The sequence below is a fragment of the Streptomyces sp. NPDC003379 genome, from assembly GCF_053589195.1.
This window is the reverse complement of record NZ_JBSFRK010000001.1, coordinates 231,379-252,228: the sequence shown is the minus strand read 5'-3', so window position 1 is coordinate 252,228 and position 20,850 is coordinate 231,379. Positions and strand designations below refer to the sequence as shown.

Sequence of the window (20,850 nt, the reverse complement as noted above, 5' to 3'; positions counted from 1 at the left end):
GGACGAGCGACGCCTGCTGTAGCTCTCAGCCTCTCGCCGCAGGCCCCGCACAGGCGTCGACGATGGCCTGGGTGTCCCAGTAGAACGGCCGGACCTCGGTGATCTGACCGTCCCTGACCGTGATCGTCTGGAGGATCGGGAAACTGAGTTCACGGCCCGTCGCACGGGCGCGAGCACGGACCTGAGTGAGCACGACCGCGGTCTCACCGGTGGCAAGGAACTCCTGCTCCACCATGTCGAACGTCTCCCAGGCCTCCCCCATCGCGAGGAAGAACCGCGTCATCCCTTCGTGCCCACGCCAAGTACCTCCGTACGGCAGGGCATCCGCTTGACGCAGCTCGACATCGGACGCGAAGAAGGGCGCGAGCAAGTCGAACGAGGCCTCGCCAGGCCCTCCGGCCGCCAGATACTCGGCCTCAGCCGCGTACATACCGGTGAGGACTGCCACGGAGTCTGTAGTCGTTGACATCGTCATGGCACCAGCATGATCAGCGAAGGCGCGTCCCGCTCGCGGAAATCAGACCTCGTCGTGCGACTAGCCCACCAGTCCTGTGCGCTTGGCCATGGCGATGAGGTCAGGGCGGCTTCGCTGATGGAGGATGAAGAGGACCCGGAGCACTTCCCTGCTCATCGGGTGCACTTCGGCCATCTGCGGGGCCACCCGGAAAGCTTCCTTCAGGGCTTCTTCGGCTCCCTGGAGGTCATTTCTGGCGAGGCTCGCCCGTGCCGCGTCGATGTACAGCCTGCCGAGCCTGTTCGGCTTCAGCCCCACAGGGGGCGCGTGCAGGAGAGGGGCGGACATCTCCGTCGCCTTGTCGAGCCGGCCGAGTTCGATATGGGCGGCGAGTTCGTAGAGAGCGGTGTTTCCTTCCCCGAAGGTCAGGTTGTGCTTGACGGTGTCGCGAGGGAGCCGCGCCGCGAGTTCCTTGGCCCGGCGCAGATGGTCGTTGGTGGCGTTGGCGTCCTTGTGGCGGGACGCCAGGACGACTCCGCGCAGGTGGAGGGAGCCAAGGGCTATGACCCTTTCGGACCCGTCCCCGACTGTGGATCCGTTTCCGATTGAGGCCCCGTTACCGCCTGCGGCCTCGTACTTGATGATGGCCCGTTCGATGATGGCGAGCCCGTCGTCGTACTGACCGGCGGATTGGTAGGTGCCTGCCTCGTTCCAGGCGGTCGCGGCCTCGGCGACCGGATTCCACGTCTGCTGGGCCGCCCAGGCCTGCCGGGAAACAATCATGTCCGCGAGGTCGGGCTGGGCCAGGCGGTGCGCGACGGCATAGGCGCACCCGTAGAGGTCCGACACCTGTCCCCAGGCGGTCGCGTCTCCCGAGGCGTCCATGGCGGTTGCCGTGGCCTGGCCGAGGAGCCTGGGGAGTATCCGCAGGAGTTCGAGGTACCGGGTGTCTGCACGGAGGTGCGCCGCCTTGTCGAGGTCCGCGGCGAGTCGGTCGAGAGGGGGCGTGTCTTCCTTGGGAAGAGTGTGCCGCCGCACAGCGCCGCGTAGGTCGTTGAGGAGGTCCGACTGCTCGGACGGGCCGAGGAACGGCTGGCCGTAGATGCGGGCCGTGGTGACGTGGAGCGCTTTGGCGACGCCCGCGACGATGGGAGGGGTCGCCGGTCGGAGCCCTGTCTCGATCTTCGACAAGTAAGACAGCGAGATGCCGGTTTCGCGGGCCAGCTTGGTCTGGCCCATGCCTCGGGCCTTACGGAGGACTGCGATGTTCTCGCCGGGGGCGGGGGTGCTCTCCATGGATTCACTTTGCCATGTCCGAGTGGCCGTCCTGGTCAACTCGGGGTTGACCGCGCCCGGTTGTGCAAGTCCTGTGTGAACGGATCTTGAGCGTGCGCAGTTTCCTGGTTACGCAGAGCAAGACAACGTCGACGAGGAGGCACTTCGATGACCGCATGGTGGATGCTGCAGGCTGATGGCGGGAACCCCCAGGACGACAGCGACTCCGGGAACAAGCACGGTGGTGGCGGATCGGACGAGGGCGGCAACACGAGTGACGGCCAGGGCCCGGCGGACGGCAAGTGAATGACGTACGAAACCACGGAGACGGCCACTCCTGACAGTCTGGCCGCGCGACTGATGGAGTCGGGGGCCCTGACGTCGGACTGGTTGCCCTCGTACAGGGCTGTGCCACGGGACAGGTTCGTCCCGGACCGGATCTGGCCCGGCACGGGTGGCGGCAATCGGCAGAGCGGGCGACTCATCCGAACGGCGAATCCAGACTCGTGGTGGCGGGCCGTGTGGTCGGACATCCCGATCACCACACAATGGGATGACGGGGCGTACGAAGGTCCTGGCAAGGGGCGCGTCGCTTCCTGCTCCAGCACGATGCCGACCATGGTCTTCCGCATGCTCACCGCGCTCGATGTGGGTGCGGGTGACAAGGTGCTGGTGATCGGTCCCGGGTACGGGTGGGACCTCGGACTCCTGTGTCATCGGCTCGGGGACCGGAACGTCACCGCGGTCGAGGTCGATCCCACGATCACCGACGAGGCTCGCGCTCGTCTGCATGAGTGCGGCTACCACCCGTCCATCTGCAACGGAGACGGGACCGTCGGCCATGGCGGGCGCGCCCCCTACGACCGGGTCCTCGCATCCTGTTCACTCGGCTTCATCCCGTCCCAGTGGATCGGGCAGGCCCGTCCAGGGGCGATCGTCGTCGTCCCTTGGGGCCCCGGATATGGGGGCGAAGGTGTCGTTCGGCTCCAGATCGATGAGACCGGAACTGCCCAGGGGAACTTCATCAGTTCCTCGGCATTCATGCGGCTGCGCCAACAGCGCAAGAAGTTTCCGGATGTCCGGGAGCGCCTCGGAGGTCAGAGGTGGTCTGCCGAGGCTGTCACGTCGACCACTCGGCTCTCTCCTGACGGCGTGGGTGACTGGATCCATATGTTCGCCATCGGAGTGCAGGTCCCGGATCTCTACTGTCGTGTCGAGTACGGCGAGGAACGCTCCTACCGCCTCTGGCTCGGGGCCACCGGGACGACGAGTTGGGCGTCCGTCGATCACGCGAGCGGGGTCGACGAGTATGTGGTCGCTCAGGCGGGGCCACGGCGGCTGTGGGACGAGCTTGGAGCCGCCTGGCGATGGTGGGACCAACAAGGCCGGCCTGGCTTCGAACAGTTCGGCATGACGACCACCGGCGCCCAGAACTACACGATCTGGCTCGACTCCCCTGACACCCCTGTCCCGAACCAGATGGGAAGCGGAAGCGATGTCGAAGGAACCTGACCCGCCGAGCGAACTGCTCAAGTGCCGGAACTGCACCGCGATCGTCCTGTGGGACACGAAGGAGGACGGAGAAATCTGCTTCTTCTGCGAGAAGCCGATCCGGTCCAAGAGCGGTGCCGCCGATGGGGCGGCTGTGTCACCGAGCGCACACTGACTCCCGCCCTGGCCGTGAGCAACCCGGGAAGGTCGACGGCCAGGGCGGGTCATCACCCCGACGATGAAGGAAGGAGCGATGCCTTGAGCTTATCGGCCACACCGCCGGCTCCACCCGAGCCGGGCCCTACGCCGCCCGCCCGTGACGGGCGTAGGAAACGCGATGCTGAAGGGGGTCCCGTCCTGAGAATGTGACCCCTGCCAGGCGGCCCCGAGGTGCAACCTCGGGGCCCCAGACGCACGGAAGGCCCACCCGCCGCGCCCCCGAGGGAAAGTCCATGCGAACCGCCGCGAAAGTCCACGCGCCGGCGAGGCGATGTGCGAGAGGTTTTGACCAGGGGTCTTCGCAGGTCTCAACTCGGAAAACCTCCGGGGAAACCCGTATTCGATCTTGCCCAGTCGAGCGGAAGTGGACTATACCTGTCGGCATTCGCGCTGCAGTTACGGCACCACCGCACGACCCCAGCTTCACACCATCGCGGTGCCGGGGAGGGTCCGGTTCACCGCCTGAGTCCTGTTGGAAGGCGAGGACTTGAGCATGGGATCCACCAGCGTCAACCGTCGTGATGTCATGAAGAGGGCGGCGGCCGCCGGTCTGCTCGCGGTGCCGGCCGTCGGGGTGCTCAGCTCCTGTGCCAGCGGGGGCGGCTCGGAGAACAAGGCCGAGAAGGGCGAGAAGTCCAAGAAGAACCCGCTCGGCGTGAAGGCGGACGCGGGGCTGACCGTCTACATCTTCAACGGCGGCTACGGCGACAAGTACGCCCAGTTCGTCACCGACATGTACGCCGAGAAGTACCCCAAGGCCGAGCCCGACCAGAAGGCGACCGAGAAGATCGCCACCCAGGTGCAGCCGAAGATCGTCCGGGGCAAGCCCACGGCGGACGTCGTCAACAACTCCGGCGCCGAGCAGATGAACATCGGCAAGCTCGTGCACAACAAGCAGGTCGCCGACCTCGGCGAGCTGCTCGACGCCCCCTCCTGGAACGACCCGGACGTCACCGTCCGCGAGACCCTGGTGCCGGTCGTCGAGCAGATGGGCCGCTTCGGGGGCGAGGAGTGCTACCAGCTCAACATCACCCTGACGGTGTACGGGAACTGGTACTCCAAGAAGCTGCTGGAGGACGGTCTCGACTCCGCGTACCCGAAGACCTGGGACGAGATGCTCGCGGTCTGCAAGAAGGCCAAGGCCAAGGGCATCCACGGATGGAGCTATCCGGGCGGCCACCCGCGCTACATGTTCTTCAGCATGTACGCGATGTTCGCCCAGCGCGGCGGCCGCGACGTCACCGAGGCGATGGACTACCTGGAGCCGGGCGCCTGGCAGCACGACGCCGTCAAGGACGTCTTCGAGGCCTGGGAGGAGCTGGTCGCCAAGAAGTACGTGCTGACCGGCTTCGACGGCACCGAGGCGCACACCGAGATGCAGACCGCCTGGACGAAGGAGGGCAAGTGTCTCTTCGTACCCAACGGCACCTGGGTGGAGAACGAGGCGAAGGACACCACGCCCAAGGACTTCCGGATGACGGTGGGCGCCACCCCGTCCCTCGACTCCGGCGACAAGATGCCCTTCGGCACGCTCTACGCCCCGGCCGGTGAGCCCTTCATCGTCCCCGCCAAGGCGAGGAACCGGCAGGGCGGCCTGGAGTGGCTGCGGATGATGTACAGCAAGGAAGCCGCCCTCAACCTCTTCAAGGAGGTCGGCTCGATGCCCGTCGTCAAGGGTGCCATCGACGGTGAGGACCTGCCGTCGGGCACGGCCAGCGCGCAGGCGGCGATCAAGGCGGCCGGTGACAACATCGTCATCCCGCAGTTCATGGACTGGTACAACGAGCTGTTCCGCGAGGACTTCAACAACATGATCCACAAGTTCATGCAGGGCCAGATCGGACCCAAGCAGGCGATGGACACCATGCAGAAGGCCGGCGAGCGGATCCTGAAGGACCCCGACATCAGCAAGGTCAAGAAGGCCTGAGCGGCGACGTGAAGACCGACACCCCGGTGGATGGCCCTCCACCCTCGACGAAGTCGACGGACTCGAAGGAGCAGGTGGCGGAGCGCACCGCTCCGCCCGGTCCGGCCAACGGGCTGCTGCTCTGCCTCGCGATGTTCACGCCACCCAGGTTCACCCCGATGCGGGTCCGCTACGACCGGCGCTACCGCGCGCTCGACAAGTACCGCTTCATCGTGGGCTTCCTGGCCGTGCCGCTCGCCTTCTACGCGCTGTTCGTCATCTCGCCCTTCCTCCAGGCGATCTACTACTCGTTCACCGACTGGTCCGGCGGGCCCGTCGCGAACTTCATCGGGTTCGACAACTACCAGAAGATGTGGAACGACGACCGCTTCTGGGACTCCCTCAAGGTCAGCACCCTCCTGCTCGTCATCGCCCCCGTCTGCACCCTCGTACTCGGCATGTTCTTCGCCTACATGATCACCGCGGGCGGCCGGCACCGCAGGGGTCAGGCCATCGCGGGCGTCGCCGGATCATCGTTCTACAAGGTCGTCTACTTCTTCCCGCAGGTGCTGTCCGTCGCCATCATCGCCGTGGTGTGGGGGCGCGTCCTCAACACCAACAGCGGGCTCATCAACGGCGGCCTTGACAAGGTCGGCGTCGACGGGCCGGCCTGGCTCGGCGGTGATCAGACGCTCGGGCTCCTCTCGCTGCTCACCGTGATCAGCTGGAGCTTCATCGGCTTCTACGTCGTACTGTTCTCCGCCGCGATGGGGGCGATCCCCAAGGACATCTACGAAGCGGCGCTCCTGGACGGCGCGGGCCGCGCCCGTACGTTCTTCGGCGTCACGCTGCCGCTGATCCGGGACACCGTGCGCACCGGCTGGATCTACATGGGCATCCAGGCGCTCGACACCTTCGCGATCTGCCTGGTGATGGTGCCCCCGCACGTCCTGAAGGTCACCCCGGTCTTCCTCTACGAACGCTTCCGTGACGGCCAGTACGGCTACGCCACGTCCATCGGCGTCGTCCTCCTCGTCCTGAGCATGGCGTTCTCCCTGATCGTCATGCGGGTCGGGAATCGCGACCGGATCGAATACTAAAGACCGCGGGAGCCACTGCATCATGACCACGACCGCCGCCGCCGCGCCCCGCCCCGAGACCACCGAGGCCCCCCGCCGCGAGAAGGAGACGGGCGGCACCACCCTCAACGTCTTCTCGCACGCCTTCCTCGTCCTGTGGGTCGTCCTCGCCGCCGGGCCGCTGATCTGGGTCGCGCTCACCGCGTTCCGTCCCTCGGCCGAGATCCTCAGCGATCCGATGGGCTGGCCGGCCTCCTTCCACTGGGAGAACTTCACCAACGCGTGGAACAAGGCCAACATCGGGCAGTACACGCTCAACTCGCTGATCATCCTGGCCGGTTCACTGACCGGCACGATGCTGCTCGGCTCGATGGCGGCGTACGTCATCGCCCGCTTCACCTTCCCCGGCAACCGCCTGATCTTCATGCTCTTCGCGGGCGGCATGATGTTCCCGGTCATCCTCGCGCTCGTCCCGCTCTTCGCCGTGATGGAGAACTTCGGGCTCCTCGACACCCGGCCGGGTCTGATGATCGCGTACATCGCTTACTCGCTGCCGTTCACCACCTTCTTCCTGACCTCCTTCTTCCGTACGCTGCCGACCGGTGTGCAGGAGGCGGCGATGGTCGACGGGGCCTCGCACACCCGCACCTTCTTCCAGATCATGCTGCCGATGGCCAAGCCGGGCCTGGTCAGCATCGGCATCTTCAACTTCCTCGGCCAGTGGAACCAGTACCTGCTTCCGCTGCTGCTCAACAACGAGGAGGAGAAGAGCTACGTGCTGCCCCAGGGACTCGCCTCGCTGGCGGTCTCCCAGGGCTACCGCGGCGACTGGGGAGCGCTCTTCGCGGGCCTGACGATCGCCATGGTCCCGGTGCTCGTCGTCTACGCGGTCTTCCAGCGACAGGTACAGGCCGGTCTGACCACCGGGGCCCTCAAGTGACCTGCCGGAGCAGGTGATTTCAGCTTGGCCACGAAAGTGGTCTAGGCCTGTCGAGGCGAATCGGGCCGTGAGTAGTGTCGGCGCCACGGCGCCGCGGGGGTGCGACTGTACGCGCTCAAGTCGACACCGATGTCGAAGGGTTGAACAGCATGAGGAATCGAATGGTCGCCACCGGTGCGGCAACGCTCTGCATGGCGCTGGGACTCACCGCCTGCGGCGGGGACAGCGACAGCGGCGACAGCAAGACGATCAAACTCGTCGCCGCCGACTACGGCGACAAGGCCTCCAACGCCTCCAAGGTGTACTGGAACCAGGTCAAGAAGGAATTCGAGAAGGCCAACAAGGGCTACAAGGTCGATGTCCAGGTCATCAACTGGAACGAGATCGACAAGTCCGTGAAGAACATGATCCAGGCGGGCGACGAGCCCGATCTGCTGCAGACCGGCGGCTACGCCGACAAGGTCGCCGACGACCTCCTCTACAAGGCGGACGAGGTGATGTCCGCCAAGACCCGCGAGAACCTCATTCCCACCTTCGCCAAGGCCGGTGAGGTCGACGGCACCCAGTACGGCATACCGTGGGTCTCCTCCAGCCGCGTGATGTTCTACAACAAGGACGTCTTCAAGAAGGCCGGCGTGAAGACCCCGCCGAAGACCTGGGACGAACTCGCCGCCGCCGCGAAGAAGATCAAGGACAAGAAGGCCGCAGAGACCCCGTACGCCCTGCCGCTCGGCCCCGAGGAGACCCAGGGCGAGACGATGATGTGGGAGCTGGGCAACGGCGGCGGCTACACCGACGCGGACGGCAAGTACACCGTCGACAGCGCCCAGAACGTCGAGACCTTCGAGTGGCTCAAGGCCAAGCTGGTCAAGCCCGGCCTCACCTACGCCAACCCCGCGTCCACCGACCGCAAGACGGCCTTCGCCGACTTCGCGGCCGGCAAGGTCGGCATGCTCAACGGCCACCCCAGCCTCATCCAGATGGCCAAGGAGGGCAACGTCGACTACGGAGTCGTGCCCATCCCCGGCAAGGAGGGGCCGCTGGAGAGCACCCTCGGCGTGGCCGACTGGATGATGGCGTTCAAGGACGGCGGCGCGGAGAAGGAGGGCGTGAAGAAGTTCCTGGACTTCACGTACTCCAAGAAGATGCTGGCGTTCGACGAGATGTACAACCTGATGCCGGTCACCCAGGACGCCCTGAAGACCATGCAGAGCAACGGCAAGCACAAGGACCTGGAGCCGTTCTTCGAGGTGCTGCCGAACGCCAGGTTCTACCCGCTGGGCGACACCTCCTGGGACCTCGTCTCCGCCGAGATCAAGAAGACCGGCGGCAAGGCCGTCGTCGACGACCCGAAGCAGGTCCTCGGCGACCTCCAGAAGAAGGCGGAGTCGGCGGCCGCCGACGCCAAGTAGCCCACCCCTCGTCCAACTGGTTCGCACAGTCCACCCGGTTCGCAAGGAGACCTTGTGTCACTGAAGGCCCCTCCGTCCCCGGCCGACTCAGGCCGGGGACGGGGCGGGCGCGCGGCCAGGCCGGTGAGCCGCCGCAGCGGCATCGCCCGGCTCGGCCCGCTGCCCTGGATAGCGCCCGTCATCCTGCTGATCCTCGCCGTGGTCGTCTGGCCCGTCATCGAGCTGATCCGCACCTCGTTCCTCAACATCTCCATCTCCGGCAAGGTGCGCGGCAGCGCCGGGACCGACAAGTTCAAGAAGCTCTTCGAGGAGAGCGACTTCGGGGCCGTCCTGACCTGGACCGTCATCTGGACGGTCGTCGTCGTCACCGTCACGATGCTGCTGTCGCTGGCCCTCGCCCAGCTCTTCAACCAGAAGTTCCCGGGCCGCCGCATCACCCGCTGGGCGCTCATCGCCCCCTGGGCTGCCTCCGTCCTGATGACCGCCATCGGCTTCAAGTGGATGCTCAACCAGACCGCGGGCGTCCTCAACACCGTGATGCTGGACCTCGGCCTCATCGACAGCTCCAGGGACTGGCTCGGCAAGCCGGAGACCGCCTGGCCCTGGATGATGGCCGTCGCCGTCTTCGTCTCCCTGCCCTTCACCACGTACACGCTCCTCGCCGGCCTCCAGACGATCCCGCGGGACGTCTACGAGGCGTCGCGGATCGACGGGGCCGGGCCCTGGCAGACGTACCGCCACATCACGCTCCCGATGCTGCGGCCCGCCTTCCTCGTCGGCGTGGTCATCAACCTCATCAACGTCTTCAACTCCTTCCCGATCATCTGGGCCATGACCCAGGGCGGTCCGGGCTACGACACCTCCACGTCGATGGTGTTCATGTACAAGCTGAAGGAGACCGACATCGGTGAGTCCGCGGCCATGTCGGTCGTCAACTTCCTGATGGTCGTGGTGCTCGTGCTGATCTTCCTGAAGGTCAGCCGGTGGAACGAGGAGGACTGATGGCCACCGCGACGGCGACCCGCCCCGCGCCCGAGAAGGGCCGCACACCCAAGCGCGCCTTCCGGCCCCGCACCCTGGTCATCACGGCCTGCGCCTGGCTCCTGGCGGCGGTCTTCCTCGCGCCGTACCTGGAGATGATCGTCACCGCGCTGCGGCCCAAGGAGGAGCTGCGGGACCGCACGTACCTGCCCCAGAACCTGGAGTGGGCCAACTTCATCGACGTCTGGAAGGAGTCCGAGCTAGGACAGAACCTCCAGGTCACCCTGCTGGTGGCGGGCGGCGCCACGCTGCTGGTCCTGCTCGTCTCGCTGCCCGCCGCGTACTACACGGCACGCATGCGCTACCGGGGCCGCAAGCTCTTCCTGCTCCTGGTCCTGGTCACCCAGATGTTCCAGCCCACGGCGCTCCTGGTCGGCCTCTACCGCGAGTTCCACCAGCTGGACATGCTCAACTCGGTCTGGACGCTGATCCTCACCAACGCGGCGTTCAACCTCGCCTTCGCCGTGTGGATCCTGACGGCGTACATCAGCTCGATCCCCCCGGAGCTGGAGGAGGCCGCCATGGTGGACGGCACCAGCCGCTTCGGCGCCATGATCAGGGTGACGCTGCCGCTGGCGCTGCCGGGCGTGGTCACGGCCGTGATCTTCACCTTCATCACGTCCTGGAACGAGTTCGTGATGGGCCTGACCCTCACCACCGAGCCGGACAAGCAGCCGCTGACGGTGGGCATCAACAACTTCATCGGCAACTACACGGTCCAGTGGAACTACCTCTTCGCCGCGTCCGTGGTCGCCATCGTGCCGGTCATCGTGCTGTTCGCCTTCATCGAGCGGCATGTGGTGTCGGGGCTCACGGCGGGGTCGGTGAAGTAGCGGCGTACAGTACCGGGCCCGGCGGGAGGCGCCTTCCGCCGGGCCCGGCCTTTTCCGCTGTTTCCGGTGACGTCTATTTCCGTCAAGGACTTGACTGCGCCAACCCCTTCAACGGAGCTTGGAGTTCACAACTTGTACGGGCGGCCCTGTGCCGTACGTCATACGGCAAAGGTGGAAGAGTCAATGGAGACTCCGGGGTCGCAGTCCTCTCTGCACCGGGCCAATCTGGAGCGGGTCGTACGCGCCGTACGGCTCGCCGGGTCGCTCACGCAGGCGGAGATCGCAAGGACGACGGGCCTGTCGGCCGCGACGGTCTCCAACATCGTGCGGGAGCTCAAGGACGGCGGAACGGTCGAGGTGACGCCCACCTCGGCGGGCGGCAGGCGGGCCCGCAGCGTCTCGCTCAGCGGCGACGCGGGCATCGTCATCGGCGTCGATTTCGGACATACGCATCTGCGCGTGGCGGTCGGCAACCTCGCCCACCAGGTGCTTGCCGAGGAGGCCGAGCCGCTGGACGTGGACGCGTCCGCCGCGCAGGGCTTCGACCGGGCCGAGCAGCTGGTCAGCAGGCTGCTCGCGGGCACCGGTGTGGACCGCGCGAAGATCGCCGGCGTGGGGCTCGGCGTGCCGGGGCCCATCGACGTGGAGTCCGGGACGCTCGGCTCGACCTCGATCCTGCCGGGCTGGACCGGCACCAAGCCCGCCGAGGAGCTGGGCGCCCGCCTCGGCGTGCCGGTGCACGTGGACAACGACGCCAACCTCGGCGCGCTCGGCGAGCTGGTCTGGGGGAGCGGCCGCGGGGTCAAGGACCTGGCGTACATCAAGGTCGCGAGCGGTGTCGGCGCGGGGCTCGTGATCAGCGGGCGGATCTACCGGGGGCCCGGCGGCACGGCGGGGGAGATCGGCCACATCACCCTCGACGAGTCGGGGCCGGTCTGCCGCTGCGGCAACCGCGGCTGCCTGGAGACCTTCACCGCCGCCCGTTATGTCCTGCCGCTGCTCCAGTCCAGCCACGGCACGGACCTCACCATGGAGCGCGTGGTGGGCCTCGCGCGGGACGGCGACCCGGGGTGCCGGCGCGTGATCGCCGACGTCGGGCGGCACATCGGCAGCGGCGTCGCGAATCTCTGCAACCTCCTCAACCCCTCCCGGGTCGTCCTCGGCGGGGACCTCGCGGAGGCCGGTGAGCTGGTGCTCGGCCCCATCCGGGAGTCCGTCGGGCGGTACGCGATCCCGAGCGCGGCGCGTCAACTGACCGTGCTTCCGGGGGCACTTGGCGGCCGCGCCGAGGTGCTCGGCGCGCTGGCCCTCGCACTCAGCGAGATGGGCGATTCAACCCTTTTGGACGGAACGCTGCCCGCGGGCACACCTGCTTTCACTTAGATAACGCATGGCACCGTTGTCATCTCGTTAAGGGTTTACTCCTTGACGCTGGTGTGGCGGCCGAGTTGACTTCGAGCCACCTCGGCCGCAACGACGCGGCCTCGTCAGGGAGGCACCCCACCATGAACGCAATGACGCGTCGCGTCGTCATAGGCACGGCCGCGGTTTCGATGGCACTGGCCATGACCGCGTGCGGCAAGGCCGGAGACGGCGACGACAAGGGCAGCGGCGGCGACACCAAGACCATCGGTCTGCTGCTCCCCGAGAACAAGACCACCCGGTACGAGACCTTCGACCGCCCCATCATGGAGGCGAAGATCAAGGAACTCTGCTCGGACTGCAAGGTCAAGTACAACAACGCCGCTCAGGACATCGAGAACCAGAAGAAGCAGTTCGACGCCCTCATCACCCAGGGCGTCAAGGTGATCATTCTGGACGCGGTCGACTACAAGTCCACCAAGTCCTGGGTGCAGCGGGCCGACAAGGAGGGCGTGAAGGTCGTCGCGTACGACCGCCTCGCCGAGGGCCCGCTCGCCGCCTACGTCAGTTACGACAACGAGAAGATCGGCCGCCTCCAGGGCGGGGCCATGGTCAAGGCGCTCGGCTCCAAGGCCAAGGACGCCAACGTCGTCATGATCAACGGCTCGCCGACCGACCCGAACGCCCCCTTCTTCAAGAAGGGCGCCCACTCGGTGCTCGACAAGAAGGTCAAGAAGATCGCGTACGAGCAGGACATCCCGGACTGGTCGCCGGACGAGGCGAACCGCAAGATGTCCTCCGCGATCGACAAGCTCGGCAAGGACGGCATCCAGGGCGTCTACGCCGCCAACGACGGCATGGCGGGCGGCGTGATCACCGCCCTCAAGCAGCGCGGCATCAAGGTCCCGGTCGGTGGCCAGGACGCCGAACTCGCGGGCGTACAGCGCCTGCTGAACGGCGACCAGGACTACACGATCTACAAGGAGATCAAGCCGGAGGCCGAGACCACCGCCGAGATCGCCGTGGCGCTGCTCCAGGACAAGGCCATCGACGCGATCACCGACCGCAAGGTCGACTCGCTCAGCGGCGACTTCAAGGACATCCCGGCGAAGCTGTACGACGCGCAGGCGATCACCAAGAACGAGGTCGCCGACACGATCGTCAAGGACAAGGTCTACAAGGTCAGCGAGATCTGCACCGCCCAGTACAAGAAGGCGTGCGACGCCGCGGGCATCAAGTAACCCCCGCTTCCCGTACCGGTCCGGCGCCCGCCCCGTTCATCCGCCCCGCAAACGGGGGGGGCGGGCACCGGCCCTGCCCTTGCTGCACCACCATCCCCGCCGGTCAGGCGGCGAAGGAGATGATTCACGTGTCCGCTACGCCCGTGCTGGCGTTGCGCGGGGTCTCCAAGCGGTTCGGCGCCGTCCAGGCGCTCACGGACGTAGACCTCGAAATCCACACCGGTGAGGTGGTCGCCCTGGTCGGCGACAACGGCGCCGGCAAGTCCACCCTCGTCAAGACCATCTCGGGCGTCCACCCGATCGACGACGGCACCATCGAGTGGGAGGGCCGCCCGGTCCGCATCGGCCGGCCGCACGACGCCCAGAACCTCGGCGTGGCCACCGTCTACCAGGACCTCGCCCTCTGCGACAACCTCGACGTCGTCGCCAACCTCTTCCTCGGCAGCGAGCTGAAGAGCGCCTCCGTCCTCGACGAGATCAAGATGGAGAAGCGGGCCAGGGAGCTCCTGGACACCCTCTCCATCCGCATACCCAGCGTCCGCATCCCGGTCGCGGCGCTCTCCGGCGGTCAGCGCCAGGTCGTCGCCATCGCCCGCGCGCTGGTCGGCGACCCCAAGGTCGTCATCCTCGACGAGCCCACCGCGGCCCTCGGCGTCGAGCAGACCGCACAGGTCCTCGACCTGGTGGAGCGGCTGCGCGAGCGCGGCCACGGCGTGATCCTCATCAGCCACAACATGGCCGACGTCAAGGCCGTCGCGGACAAGGTCGCGGTGCTGCGGCTCGGCCGCAACAACGGCATCTTCCCCGTCGCCGACACCACCAACGAAGAGATCATCGCCGCGATCACCGGCGCCACGGACAACGCCGTGACCCGCCGCAAGGCGCGTACGGCCACGGCACCGAAGGAGGGAGCGAAGTGAGCGACCTCGCCAAGACCCCCAAGACCCCCCGGAACGCCGCGTCCTCCGCGCCCTCCTCCGGCGCCCCGGCCTCCGCCGCGCCCGCCCCCGCCGTCGACCCGCGCCTGCTCGTCCGCGAGGAGGGCCTGGCCGGCTACTGGACCGAGTTCAAGCGCAAGATGCGCGGCGGTGAGCTGGGCTCGCTGCCCGTCGTCATCGGCCTGATCGTCATCGCGGTCGTCTTCCAGCTGAAGAACGACCACTTCCTGGACGCGAGCAGCCTCGCGAACATCGCGGTCTTCACCTCCGGCCTCGGCATCATGGCCGTCGGCATCGTCTTCGTCCTGCTGCTCGGCGAGATCGACCTCTCGGTCGGTTCGGTGGCGGGCATGGGCGCGGCGGTCTGGGCCGTGCTCAGCGTCACCCACGGCCTGAACGACTGGCTCGCCGTCGTCCTCGCCATCCTGGCCGGCCTGGTCATCGGCGCCGTCCACGGGTTCTTCTTCGCCAAGATCGGCGTGCCCGCCTTCGTGGTCACCCTCGCGGGCTTCCTCGGCTGGAGCGGTCTGCAGATCTGGCTGATGGGCGGCGAGGGGAGCATCAACACTCCCGAGGGCAGCGTCGTCGAGGACCTCACCGGGCACTTCTTCGCGGAGAAGGGCGCGGCCTACGGTCTCGCCGCCGTCGCGATCATCGCGTACGCCGCGTCCCTGCTGCTCGACAGCAGGCGCCGCAAGGCGGCCGAGCTGCCCTCGCGCCCCGTCAGCGAGATCGTGCTGCGCACGGTCGTCGTCGCCGTCCTCGCGGGCGGCGCCGCGTACGTCCTGAACGAGCCGGTCGGAGCCCGCGGCCTGCCGCTGGCCCTGGTGCTCTTCCTCGCCGTCCTGGTGATCGCGGACTTCGTGGCGCGGCGCACCACCTTCGGCCGCCAGGTCTTCGCGGTCGGCGGCAACGCGGAGGCCGCACGCCGGGCCGGCATCAACGTCGACCGGGTCCGGATCACCGTCTTCGCGATCTCCGGCATGCTGGCGGCCTTCGGCGGCCTGTTCGTGGCGAGCCTCTCCGGAGGCGCCACGAAGAGCCTGGGCGGCGGCAACACGCTGATGATGGTGATCGCGGCGGCCGTCATCGGCGGGACGAGCCTCTTCGGCGGGCGCGGCAAGGTGTGGTCCGCGCTCCTCGGCATGCTCGTGATCCAGTCGATTCAGCAGGGGCTGAACCTGCTGGGCATGGCGAGTGAGATTCAGTACATGATCACGGGTGCGGTGCTGCTCGCGGCGGTGGTCATCGACTCTGTTTCGCGGCGTACACAGAAGTCGGCGGGGCGGGCGTAGCGCTCGGCCGGGGCTTTCCCCACGCCCCTGTCGGGCTTTCCCCGCGTCCCTGTTAAGGGGCGCGGGGTTTCCGTGTGTCCGGGAAAATGTGCCTCCCGGAGGCGGGTGCCCGTTGCGGAACATTAGACTCGACAGACCCGGCAACGCTCGAACAGCACATCTCAGCTCTACTGCAAGGAGGCACGGGTGCCGCTGCTGACCCGCATCACGGGACCGCGCGATCTGGACCGGCTCAGTCCCGAGGAGCTGAACCAGCTGGCCGGAGAGATCCGCAGCTTCCTCGTCGAGGCGGTCTCCAAGACCGGCGGCCATCTCGGCCCCAACCTCGGCGTGGTCGAGCTCACCATCGCCCTGCACCGCGTCTTCGAGTCGCCGCAGGACAAGGTCCTCTTCGACACCGGTCACCAGAGCTATGTGCACAAGCTGCTCACCGGCCGCCAGGACTTCGGCAGGCTGCGCACCAAGGGCGGCATCTCCGGCTACCCCTCGCGCGCCGAGTCCGAGCACGACGTGATCGAGAACAGCCACGCCTCCACGGTCCTCGGCTGGGCCGACGGCCTCGCCAAGGCGAACGAGGTGCGCGGCAAGGACGACCACGTCGTCGCCGTCATCGGTGACGGCGCGCTCACCGGCGGCATGGCCTGGGAGGCGCTGAACAACATCGCGGCCGCCAAGGACCGCCCGCTGGTGATCGTCGTCAACGACAACGAGCGTTCCTACGCCCCCACGATCGGTGGCCTCGCCAACCACCTCGCGACGCTGCGTACGACCGACGGCTACGAGCGGTTCCTCGCCCGCGGCAAGGACCTCCTGGAGCGCACGCCGGTCGTCGGCAGGCCGCTCTACGAGACGCTGCACGGCGCCAAGAAGGGCCTGAAGGACTTCATCGCCCCGCAGGGCATGTTCGAGGACCTCGGTCTGAAGTACGTCGGTCCGATCGACGGCCACGACATCGAGGCCCTGGAGTCCGCGCTGCAGCGCGCCAAGCGCTTCGGCGGCCCGGTCATCGTGCACTGCCTCACCGAGAAGGGCCGCGGCTACCAGCCCGCCGAGGAGGACGAGGCCGACCACTTCCACGGCATCGGCCCGATCCACCCCGACACCGGGCTGCCCATCGCCGCGGGCGGCATGGACTGGACGTCCGTCTTCGGCGAGGAGATGGTCAAGCTCGGCCGGGAGCGCGAGGACATCGTCGCCATCACGGCCGCCATGCTGCAGCCGGTCGGCCTGAAGAAGTTCGCCGAGGAGTTCCCCGACCGGGTCTACGACGTGGGCATCGCCGAGCAGCACGCGGCCGTCTCCGCGGCGGGCCTCGCCACCGGCGGCCTGCACCCCGTCTTCGCGGTGTACGCGACGTTCCTCAACCGCGCCTTCGACCAGCTCCTGATGGACGTGGCCCTGCACAAGTGCGGCGTCACCTTCGTCCTGGACCGGGCGGGCGTCACCGGCACGGACGGCGCCTCGCACAACGGCATGTGGGACATGTCGATCCTCCAGTGCGTGCCGACCCTGCGGATCGCCGCCCCGCGCGACGCCGACCAGGTCCGCCTCCAGCTGCGCGAGGCCGTCGACGTCGACGACGCGCCGACCGTCGTGCGCTACTCCAAGGGCGCGGTCGGCCCGGCGGTCAAGGCCGTCGGCAAGGTCGGCGGCATGGACGTGCTGCGCGAGGCGGGCGGCGAGAGGCCCGACGTGCTGCTGGTCTCCGTCGGCGCGCTCGCCCCCATGTGCCTGGAGATCGCCGGTCTGCTCGACAAGCAGGGCATCACCACGACCGTCGTCGACCCGCGCTGGGTCAAGCCGGTCGACGAGGCCATGGCGCCGCTCGCCGAGCGGCACCGCGTCGTCGTCACCGTCGAGGACAACTCCCGCGCGGGCGGCGTCGGTTCGGCCATCGCCCAGGCGCTGCGCGACGCGGGCGTGGACGTACCGCTGCGCGACTTCGGCATCCCGCCGCGCTTCCTCGACCACGCCTCCCGCAAGGAGATCATGGCGGAGATCGGCCTGACCGCCCCGGACATCGCCCGCCAGGTGACGGGTCTGGTCGCCAAGCTCGACGGACGGTACGAGCGCTCGGCCGCCGCGGTGGACGCCGTGGAGCCCGCCCGCGACTGAGCGTCAACGTACGCGGCCGATGGGCCGGTCCCGACACCCTGTACGGGTGGTGGGACCGGCCCATTCGCGTGAATGGGCCCGTGCCGGAGCCTTGGGGGTACTCGGTCTCTCGATCATGTCGGGGACGACGGGACGACAAGCGTGGAGGTTCACCCGTGACAAGTACCCTGTTCCGAACAAAGAGCGTCGAGCAGTCCATCCAGGACACCGAGGAGCCGGAGCACGCGCTCAAGAAGTCGCTCTCCGCCCTCGACCTCACGGTGTTCGGCGTCGGCGTCATCATCGGCACCGGCATCTTCGTCCTGACCGGAAAGGTGGCCAAGGAGACCGCGGGGCCCGCCACCGCGCTCGCCTTCGTCGTCGCGGGCGTCGTCTGCGCGCTCGCCGCCCTCTGCTACGCGGAGTTCGCCTCGACCGTGCCGGTGGCCGGATCGGCGTACACCTTCTCCTACGCCTCACTGGGTGAACTGCCCGCCTGGATCATCGGCTGGGACCTGGTACTGGAGTTCGCCCTCGGCACCGCCGTGGTCGCCGTCGGCTGGTCCGGCTATGTCCGCTCGCTGATGGACAACGTGGGCTGGCATCTGCCGGAGGTGCTCACCGGGCCCGATGCCGCCGAGGGCTTCGGCTTCGACATCCTCGCCTTCGCCCTGGTGCTCGTCCTCACGGTCGTCCTCGTCCTCGGCATGAAGCTCTCCGCGCGCGTGACCACGGTCGTCGTGGCCATCAAGGTGGCCGTGGTCCTGATCGTCATCATCGCGGGCGCCTTCTTCATCAAGGCCGACAACTACAAGCCGTTCATCCCCAAGGCGCAGGAGGTCCCCCCGGGCGACAGCATCCAGTCGCCGCTGATCCAGCTGATGTTCGGGTACGCGCCCACCAACTTCGGCGTCCTCGGCATCTTCACGGCCGCCTCGGTCGTCTTCTTCGCGTTCATCGGCTTCGACATCGTGGCCACCGCCGCCGAGGAGACCAAGCTGCCGCAGCGCGACATGCCGCGCGGCATCCTCGGCTCCCTCCTCATCTGCACGGTCCTGTACGTCGCCGTGTCGATCGTCGTCACCGGCATGCAGCACTACAGCGAACTCTCCGTGGACGCCCCACTGGCCGACGCCTTCAAGTCCACCGGGCACCCCGCCTACGCGGGCATCATCAGTTTCGGCGCCGCCGTCGGCCTCACCACCGTCTGCATGATCCTGCTGCTCGGCCAGACCCGCGTCTTCTTCGCGATGAGCAGGGACGGGCTGCTGCCCCGGTTCTTCTCGCACGTCCACCCGAAGTACCGGACGCCGCACCGGCCGACCATCCTGCTCGGTGTGCTCATCGCGGTACTCGCGGGCTTCACCAGCCTCAACGAACTCGCCGAACTGGTGAACATCGGCACGCTCTTCGCCTTCGTCGTCGTCGCCCTGAGCGTCATCATCCTGCGCCGCACCCGCCCCGACCTGCCCCGCGCCTTCCGCACCCCGATGGTGCCCCTGGTGCCCATCCTCTCGGTGGCGGCCTCGGTGTGGCTGATGCTGAACCTGCCCGCCGAGACCTGGCTGCGGTTCGGCATCTGGATGGCGCTCGGCTTCGTCGTCTACTTCGCGTACGGGCGTTCGCACAGCCAGTTGGGCCTACGCGGGAAGCGGTTCCCCGCCGACGGCGCACGGTAGTCACCCGCCATTCGGCAGGCATGTGGCTCCGGCCCCGTATGTCCCGATCCGTCGGGAACTGCGGGGCCGGATAGCGTGCACCGTATGCCCGCCGCGCCCCCCACCTCACTACGCCCCGTACGCGACCTACGGGTGCCGGGCCCGCGCGAGGAGTACGTCCCCGACCCCCGGGGCGCCTACTGGACGCGGCTGCTCCCGCTCTTCGCCGCCCTGGCGTGCGTGACCCGCCTGCCCTCCTTCCGGTGGCCGCTGTGGAATCCCGACGAGGGTTATCTCGCCGTGCAGGCACGGATGTTGGCCGACGGCGGCGAACTCTACGAGACGGTCGTCGACCGCAAGCCACCACTCGTCCCCTGGCTCTACGCGGGGTCCTTCGCGCTCTTCGGCGACACCTCGCTGCTGCCACTGAAGATCCTCGCCCTCGCCGCGCAGCTTCTGACGGCGGTGCTGCTCGCCTCGCTGGCCCGGCGCCGCTGGGGGGACGGCGCGGGGCGCACGGCGGGCGTCCTGTACCTCCTGATCTCGATCGGCCTCAACCCGGAGGACGCCCAGGCGGCCACCTTCGAGATCTTCCTGCTGCCGTGCACGGCCGCCGCCATGTGGTGCGCGGACCGCCGCCGCTGGGGCGCCGCGGGGACCGCGGTGGCCTGCGCGTTCCTCGCCAAGCAGACCGGCGGGGCGGTGCTCCTGCCGGTCCTGTGGCTGCTGTGGCGGGGCGGCGCCCCACGCCGGGACGTCCTGCGCCTGGGCGCCGGGCTGTCCGCTCCCGTCCTGGCCGCGGCCGCCCTGACGACGCCCTGGGGCTTCCTGTTCTGGACGGTGACGGGCTCGGGCGCGTACGCCTCGTTCACGGGCTCCGAACTTCACGTCCTGGGGCGGGGGTTGGTGAACGCCGCGATCCTCGCGGTGGCCTGCGCGGGCATCGTCCCACCGGTCGTACGCGTCCTGCGCGTCGCCCGTACCGGGGCGGGCGAGCTGTGGCTGTGGCTCGCCTCATCGGTGGCCGCGGTGCTCCTCGGCTTCCACTTCTTCGGGCACTACTACCTGCAACTCATGCCGCCACTGGCCCTGTTGGGCACGGCGGCGCTACAGATCCTGCCACGTGAACGGACGGTCCGCGCGGTCATCGCCTCGGGGTGCGCGTCCACGCTGTTCCTGGCCTGGGGCCTCCTCGCGCCACGCCCCGAACTGGCGCACGCCACACGCCTCGCGGAGACCGTCAGGGCACACACCGCGCCCGACGCGAAGGTGCTGTTCTGGGGGATACACCCGGAGGCGTACTGGCTGGCCGACCGCGCCCCCGCCAGCCGCTTCCTCACGGCCGGGCTGCTCACCAACTACAGCGGCGGCCGCAACGGCCCCCAGGTGGGGGAGAAGTACGCGGTCGACGGCGCCTGGCCCGCCTTCCGCGAGGAGTGGCGGGCCCACCCGCCGGCCCTGGTGGTCGACGACTCCCGGGGCCTGCCGTACGCCCCGGCCCGCGTCCCGTCCCTGCGGCGTGCCCTGGCGGTGGGATACGAGCCGGTGCTGTGGGTGGACGGGGCGGTGGTGTACGTACGGGTGGACCACCGGGGGCGGTGACGGCCCCGAA

18 protein-coding genes are annotated in these 20,850 nt (G+C 68.1%); 16 read left to right on the top strand and 2 right to left on the bottom strand.

Going from position 1 to position 20,850, the window contains the following annotated elements; translation table 11 throughout:
- Positions 1-25: 25 nt before the first annotated feature.
- Entirely contained in the window at positions 26-475 is a 450-nt protein-coding gene (locus ACWDVB_RS01070; protein ID WP_451513429.1) for a nuclear transport factor 2 family protein, read from the bottom strand.
- A 60-nt stretch (positions 476-535) separates the two neighbouring features.
- Entirely contained in the window at positions 536-1,750 is a 1,215-nt protein-coding gene (locus tag ACWDVB_RS01065; protein WP_451513428.1) for a helix-turn-helix domain-containing protein, read from the bottom strand.
- 147 nt (positions 1,751-1,897) lie between these two features.
- Here ACWDVB_RS01065 and ACWDVB_RS01060 point away from each other — a divergent pair, with 147 nt between their 5' ends.
- From ACWDVB_RS01060 to ACWDVB_RS00985, 16 genes are all read left to right on the top strand, one after another.
- Positions 1,898-2,035: a hypothetical protein gene (locus ACWDVB_RS01060; RefSeq protein ID WP_451513427.1), complete on the top strand. Its 138-nt coding sequence runs from the start codon at positions 1,898-1,900 to the stop codon at positions 2,033-2,035.
- Entirely contained in the window at positions 2,036-3,241 is a 1,206-nt protein-coding gene (locus ACWDVB_RS01055) for a methyltransferase domain-containing protein (RefSeq protein ID WP_451513426.1), read from the top strand.
- Positions 3,225-3,395 (top strand): hypothetical protein, encoded by a 171-nt coding sequence (locus ACWDVB_RS01050; RefSeq protein ID WP_451513425.1) that lies wholly within the window; start codon positions 3,225-3,227, stop codon positions 3,393-3,395. The genes ACWDVB_RS01055 and ACWDVB_RS01050 overlap by 17 nt, the downstream gene beginning before the upstream one ends.
- Positions 3,396-3,932: 537 nt before the next feature.
- A complete protein-coding gene (gene ngcE, locus ACWDVB_RS01045; protein ID WP_451513424.1) occupies positions 3,933-5,366 on the top strand; it encodes an N-acetylglucosamine/diacetylchitobiose ABC transporter substrate-binding protein in 1,434 nt (477 codons plus the stop codon).
- Positions 5,367-5,524: 158 nt separating this feature from the next.
- Positions 5,525-6,445 carry a carbohydrate ABC transporter permease gene (locus ACWDVB_RS01040; protein WP_451513521.1) on the top strand — a complete coding sequence of 307 codons (921 nt, stop codon included), beginning with the start codon at positions 5,525-5,527 and terminating at the stop codon, positions 6,443-6,445.
- A 22-nt stretch (positions 6,446-6,467) separates the two neighbouring features.
- The gene (locus tag ACWDVB_RS01035; RefSeq protein ID WP_451513423.1) at positions 6,468-7,364 is read left to right on the top strand and encodes a carbohydrate ABC transporter permease; all 897 of its coding nucleotides are present in this window, start codon (positions 6,468-6,470) and stop codon (positions 7,362-7,364) included.
- Positions 7,365-7,513: 149 nt separating this feature from the next.
- The gene (locus tag ACWDVB_RS01030; RefSeq protein WP_451513422.1) at positions 7,514-8,776 is read left to right on the top strand and encodes an extracellular solute-binding protein; all 1,263 of its coding nucleotides are present in this window, start codon (positions 7,514-7,516) and stop codon (positions 8,774-8,776) included.
- 54 nt (positions 8,777-8,830) lie between these two features.
- Entirely contained in the window at positions 8,831-9,778 is a 948-nt protein-coding gene (locus ACWDVB_RS01025; RefSeq protein WP_451513421.1) for a carbohydrate ABC transporter permease, read from the top strand.
- Positions 9,778-10,650: a carbohydrate ABC transporter permease gene (locus ACWDVB_RS01020; protein ID WP_451513420.1), complete on the top strand. Its 873-nt coding sequence runs from the start codon at positions 9,778-9,780 to the stop codon at positions 10,648-10,650. Before ACWDVB_RS01025 ends, ACWDVB_RS01020 begins: the two co-directional genes overlap by 1 nt.
- A 183-nt stretch (positions 10,651-10,833) precedes the next feature.
- Complete coding sequence (locus tag ACWDVB_RS01015; protein WP_451513419.1) at positions 10,834-12,033, top strand: ROK family transcriptional regulator; 1,200 nt, start codon at positions 10,834-10,836, stop codon at positions 12,031-12,033.
- A 122-nt stretch (positions 12,034-12,155) separates the two neighbouring features.
- Complete coding sequence (locus ACWDVB_RS01010; protein ID WP_451513418.1) at positions 12,156-13,253, top strand: substrate-binding domain-containing protein; 1,098 nt, start codon at positions 12,156-12,158, stop codon at positions 13,251-13,253.
- A 119-nt stretch (positions 13,254-13,372) separates the two neighbouring features.
- Positions 13,373-14,173 (top strand): ATP-binding cassette domain-containing protein, encoded by an 801-nt coding sequence (locus ACWDVB_RS01005; RefSeq protein WP_451513417.1) that lies wholly within the window; start codon positions 13,373-13,375, stop codon positions 14,171-14,173.
- Positions 14,170-15,486, top strand: a complete 1,317-nt coding sequence (locus ACWDVB_RS01000) for a sugar ABC transporter permease (protein ID WP_451513416.1) — start codon at positions 14,170-14,172, stop codon at positions 15,484-15,486. The genes ACWDVB_RS01005 and ACWDVB_RS01000 overlap by 4 nt, the downstream gene beginning before the upstream one ends.
- A gap of 186 nt (positions 15,487-15,672) precedes the next feature.
- Positions 15,673-17,601: a 1-deoxy-D-xylulose-5-phosphate synthase gene (gene dxs / locus ACWDVB_RS00995; protein WP_451513415.1), complete on the top strand. Its 1,929-nt coding sequence runs from the start codon at positions 15,673-15,675 to the stop codon at positions 17,599-17,601.
- Between the two features lie 155 nt (positions 17,602-17,756).
- Positions 17,757-19,259 carry an amino acid permease gene (locus ACWDVB_RS00990; RefSeq protein ID WP_451513414.1) on the top strand — a complete coding sequence of 501 codons (1,503 nt, stop codon included), beginning with the start codon at positions 17,757-17,759 and terminating at the stop codon, positions 19,257-19,259.
- A gap of 84 nt (positions 19,260-19,343) precedes the next feature.
- On the top strand, positions 19,344-20,840 hold the full coding sequence (locus ACWDVB_RS00985; protein ID WP_451513413.1) for an ArnT family glycosyltransferase: 1,497 nt from the start codon (positions 19,344-19,346) through the stop codon (positions 20,838-20,840).
- Positions 20,841-20,850 lie beyond the last annotated feature (10 nt).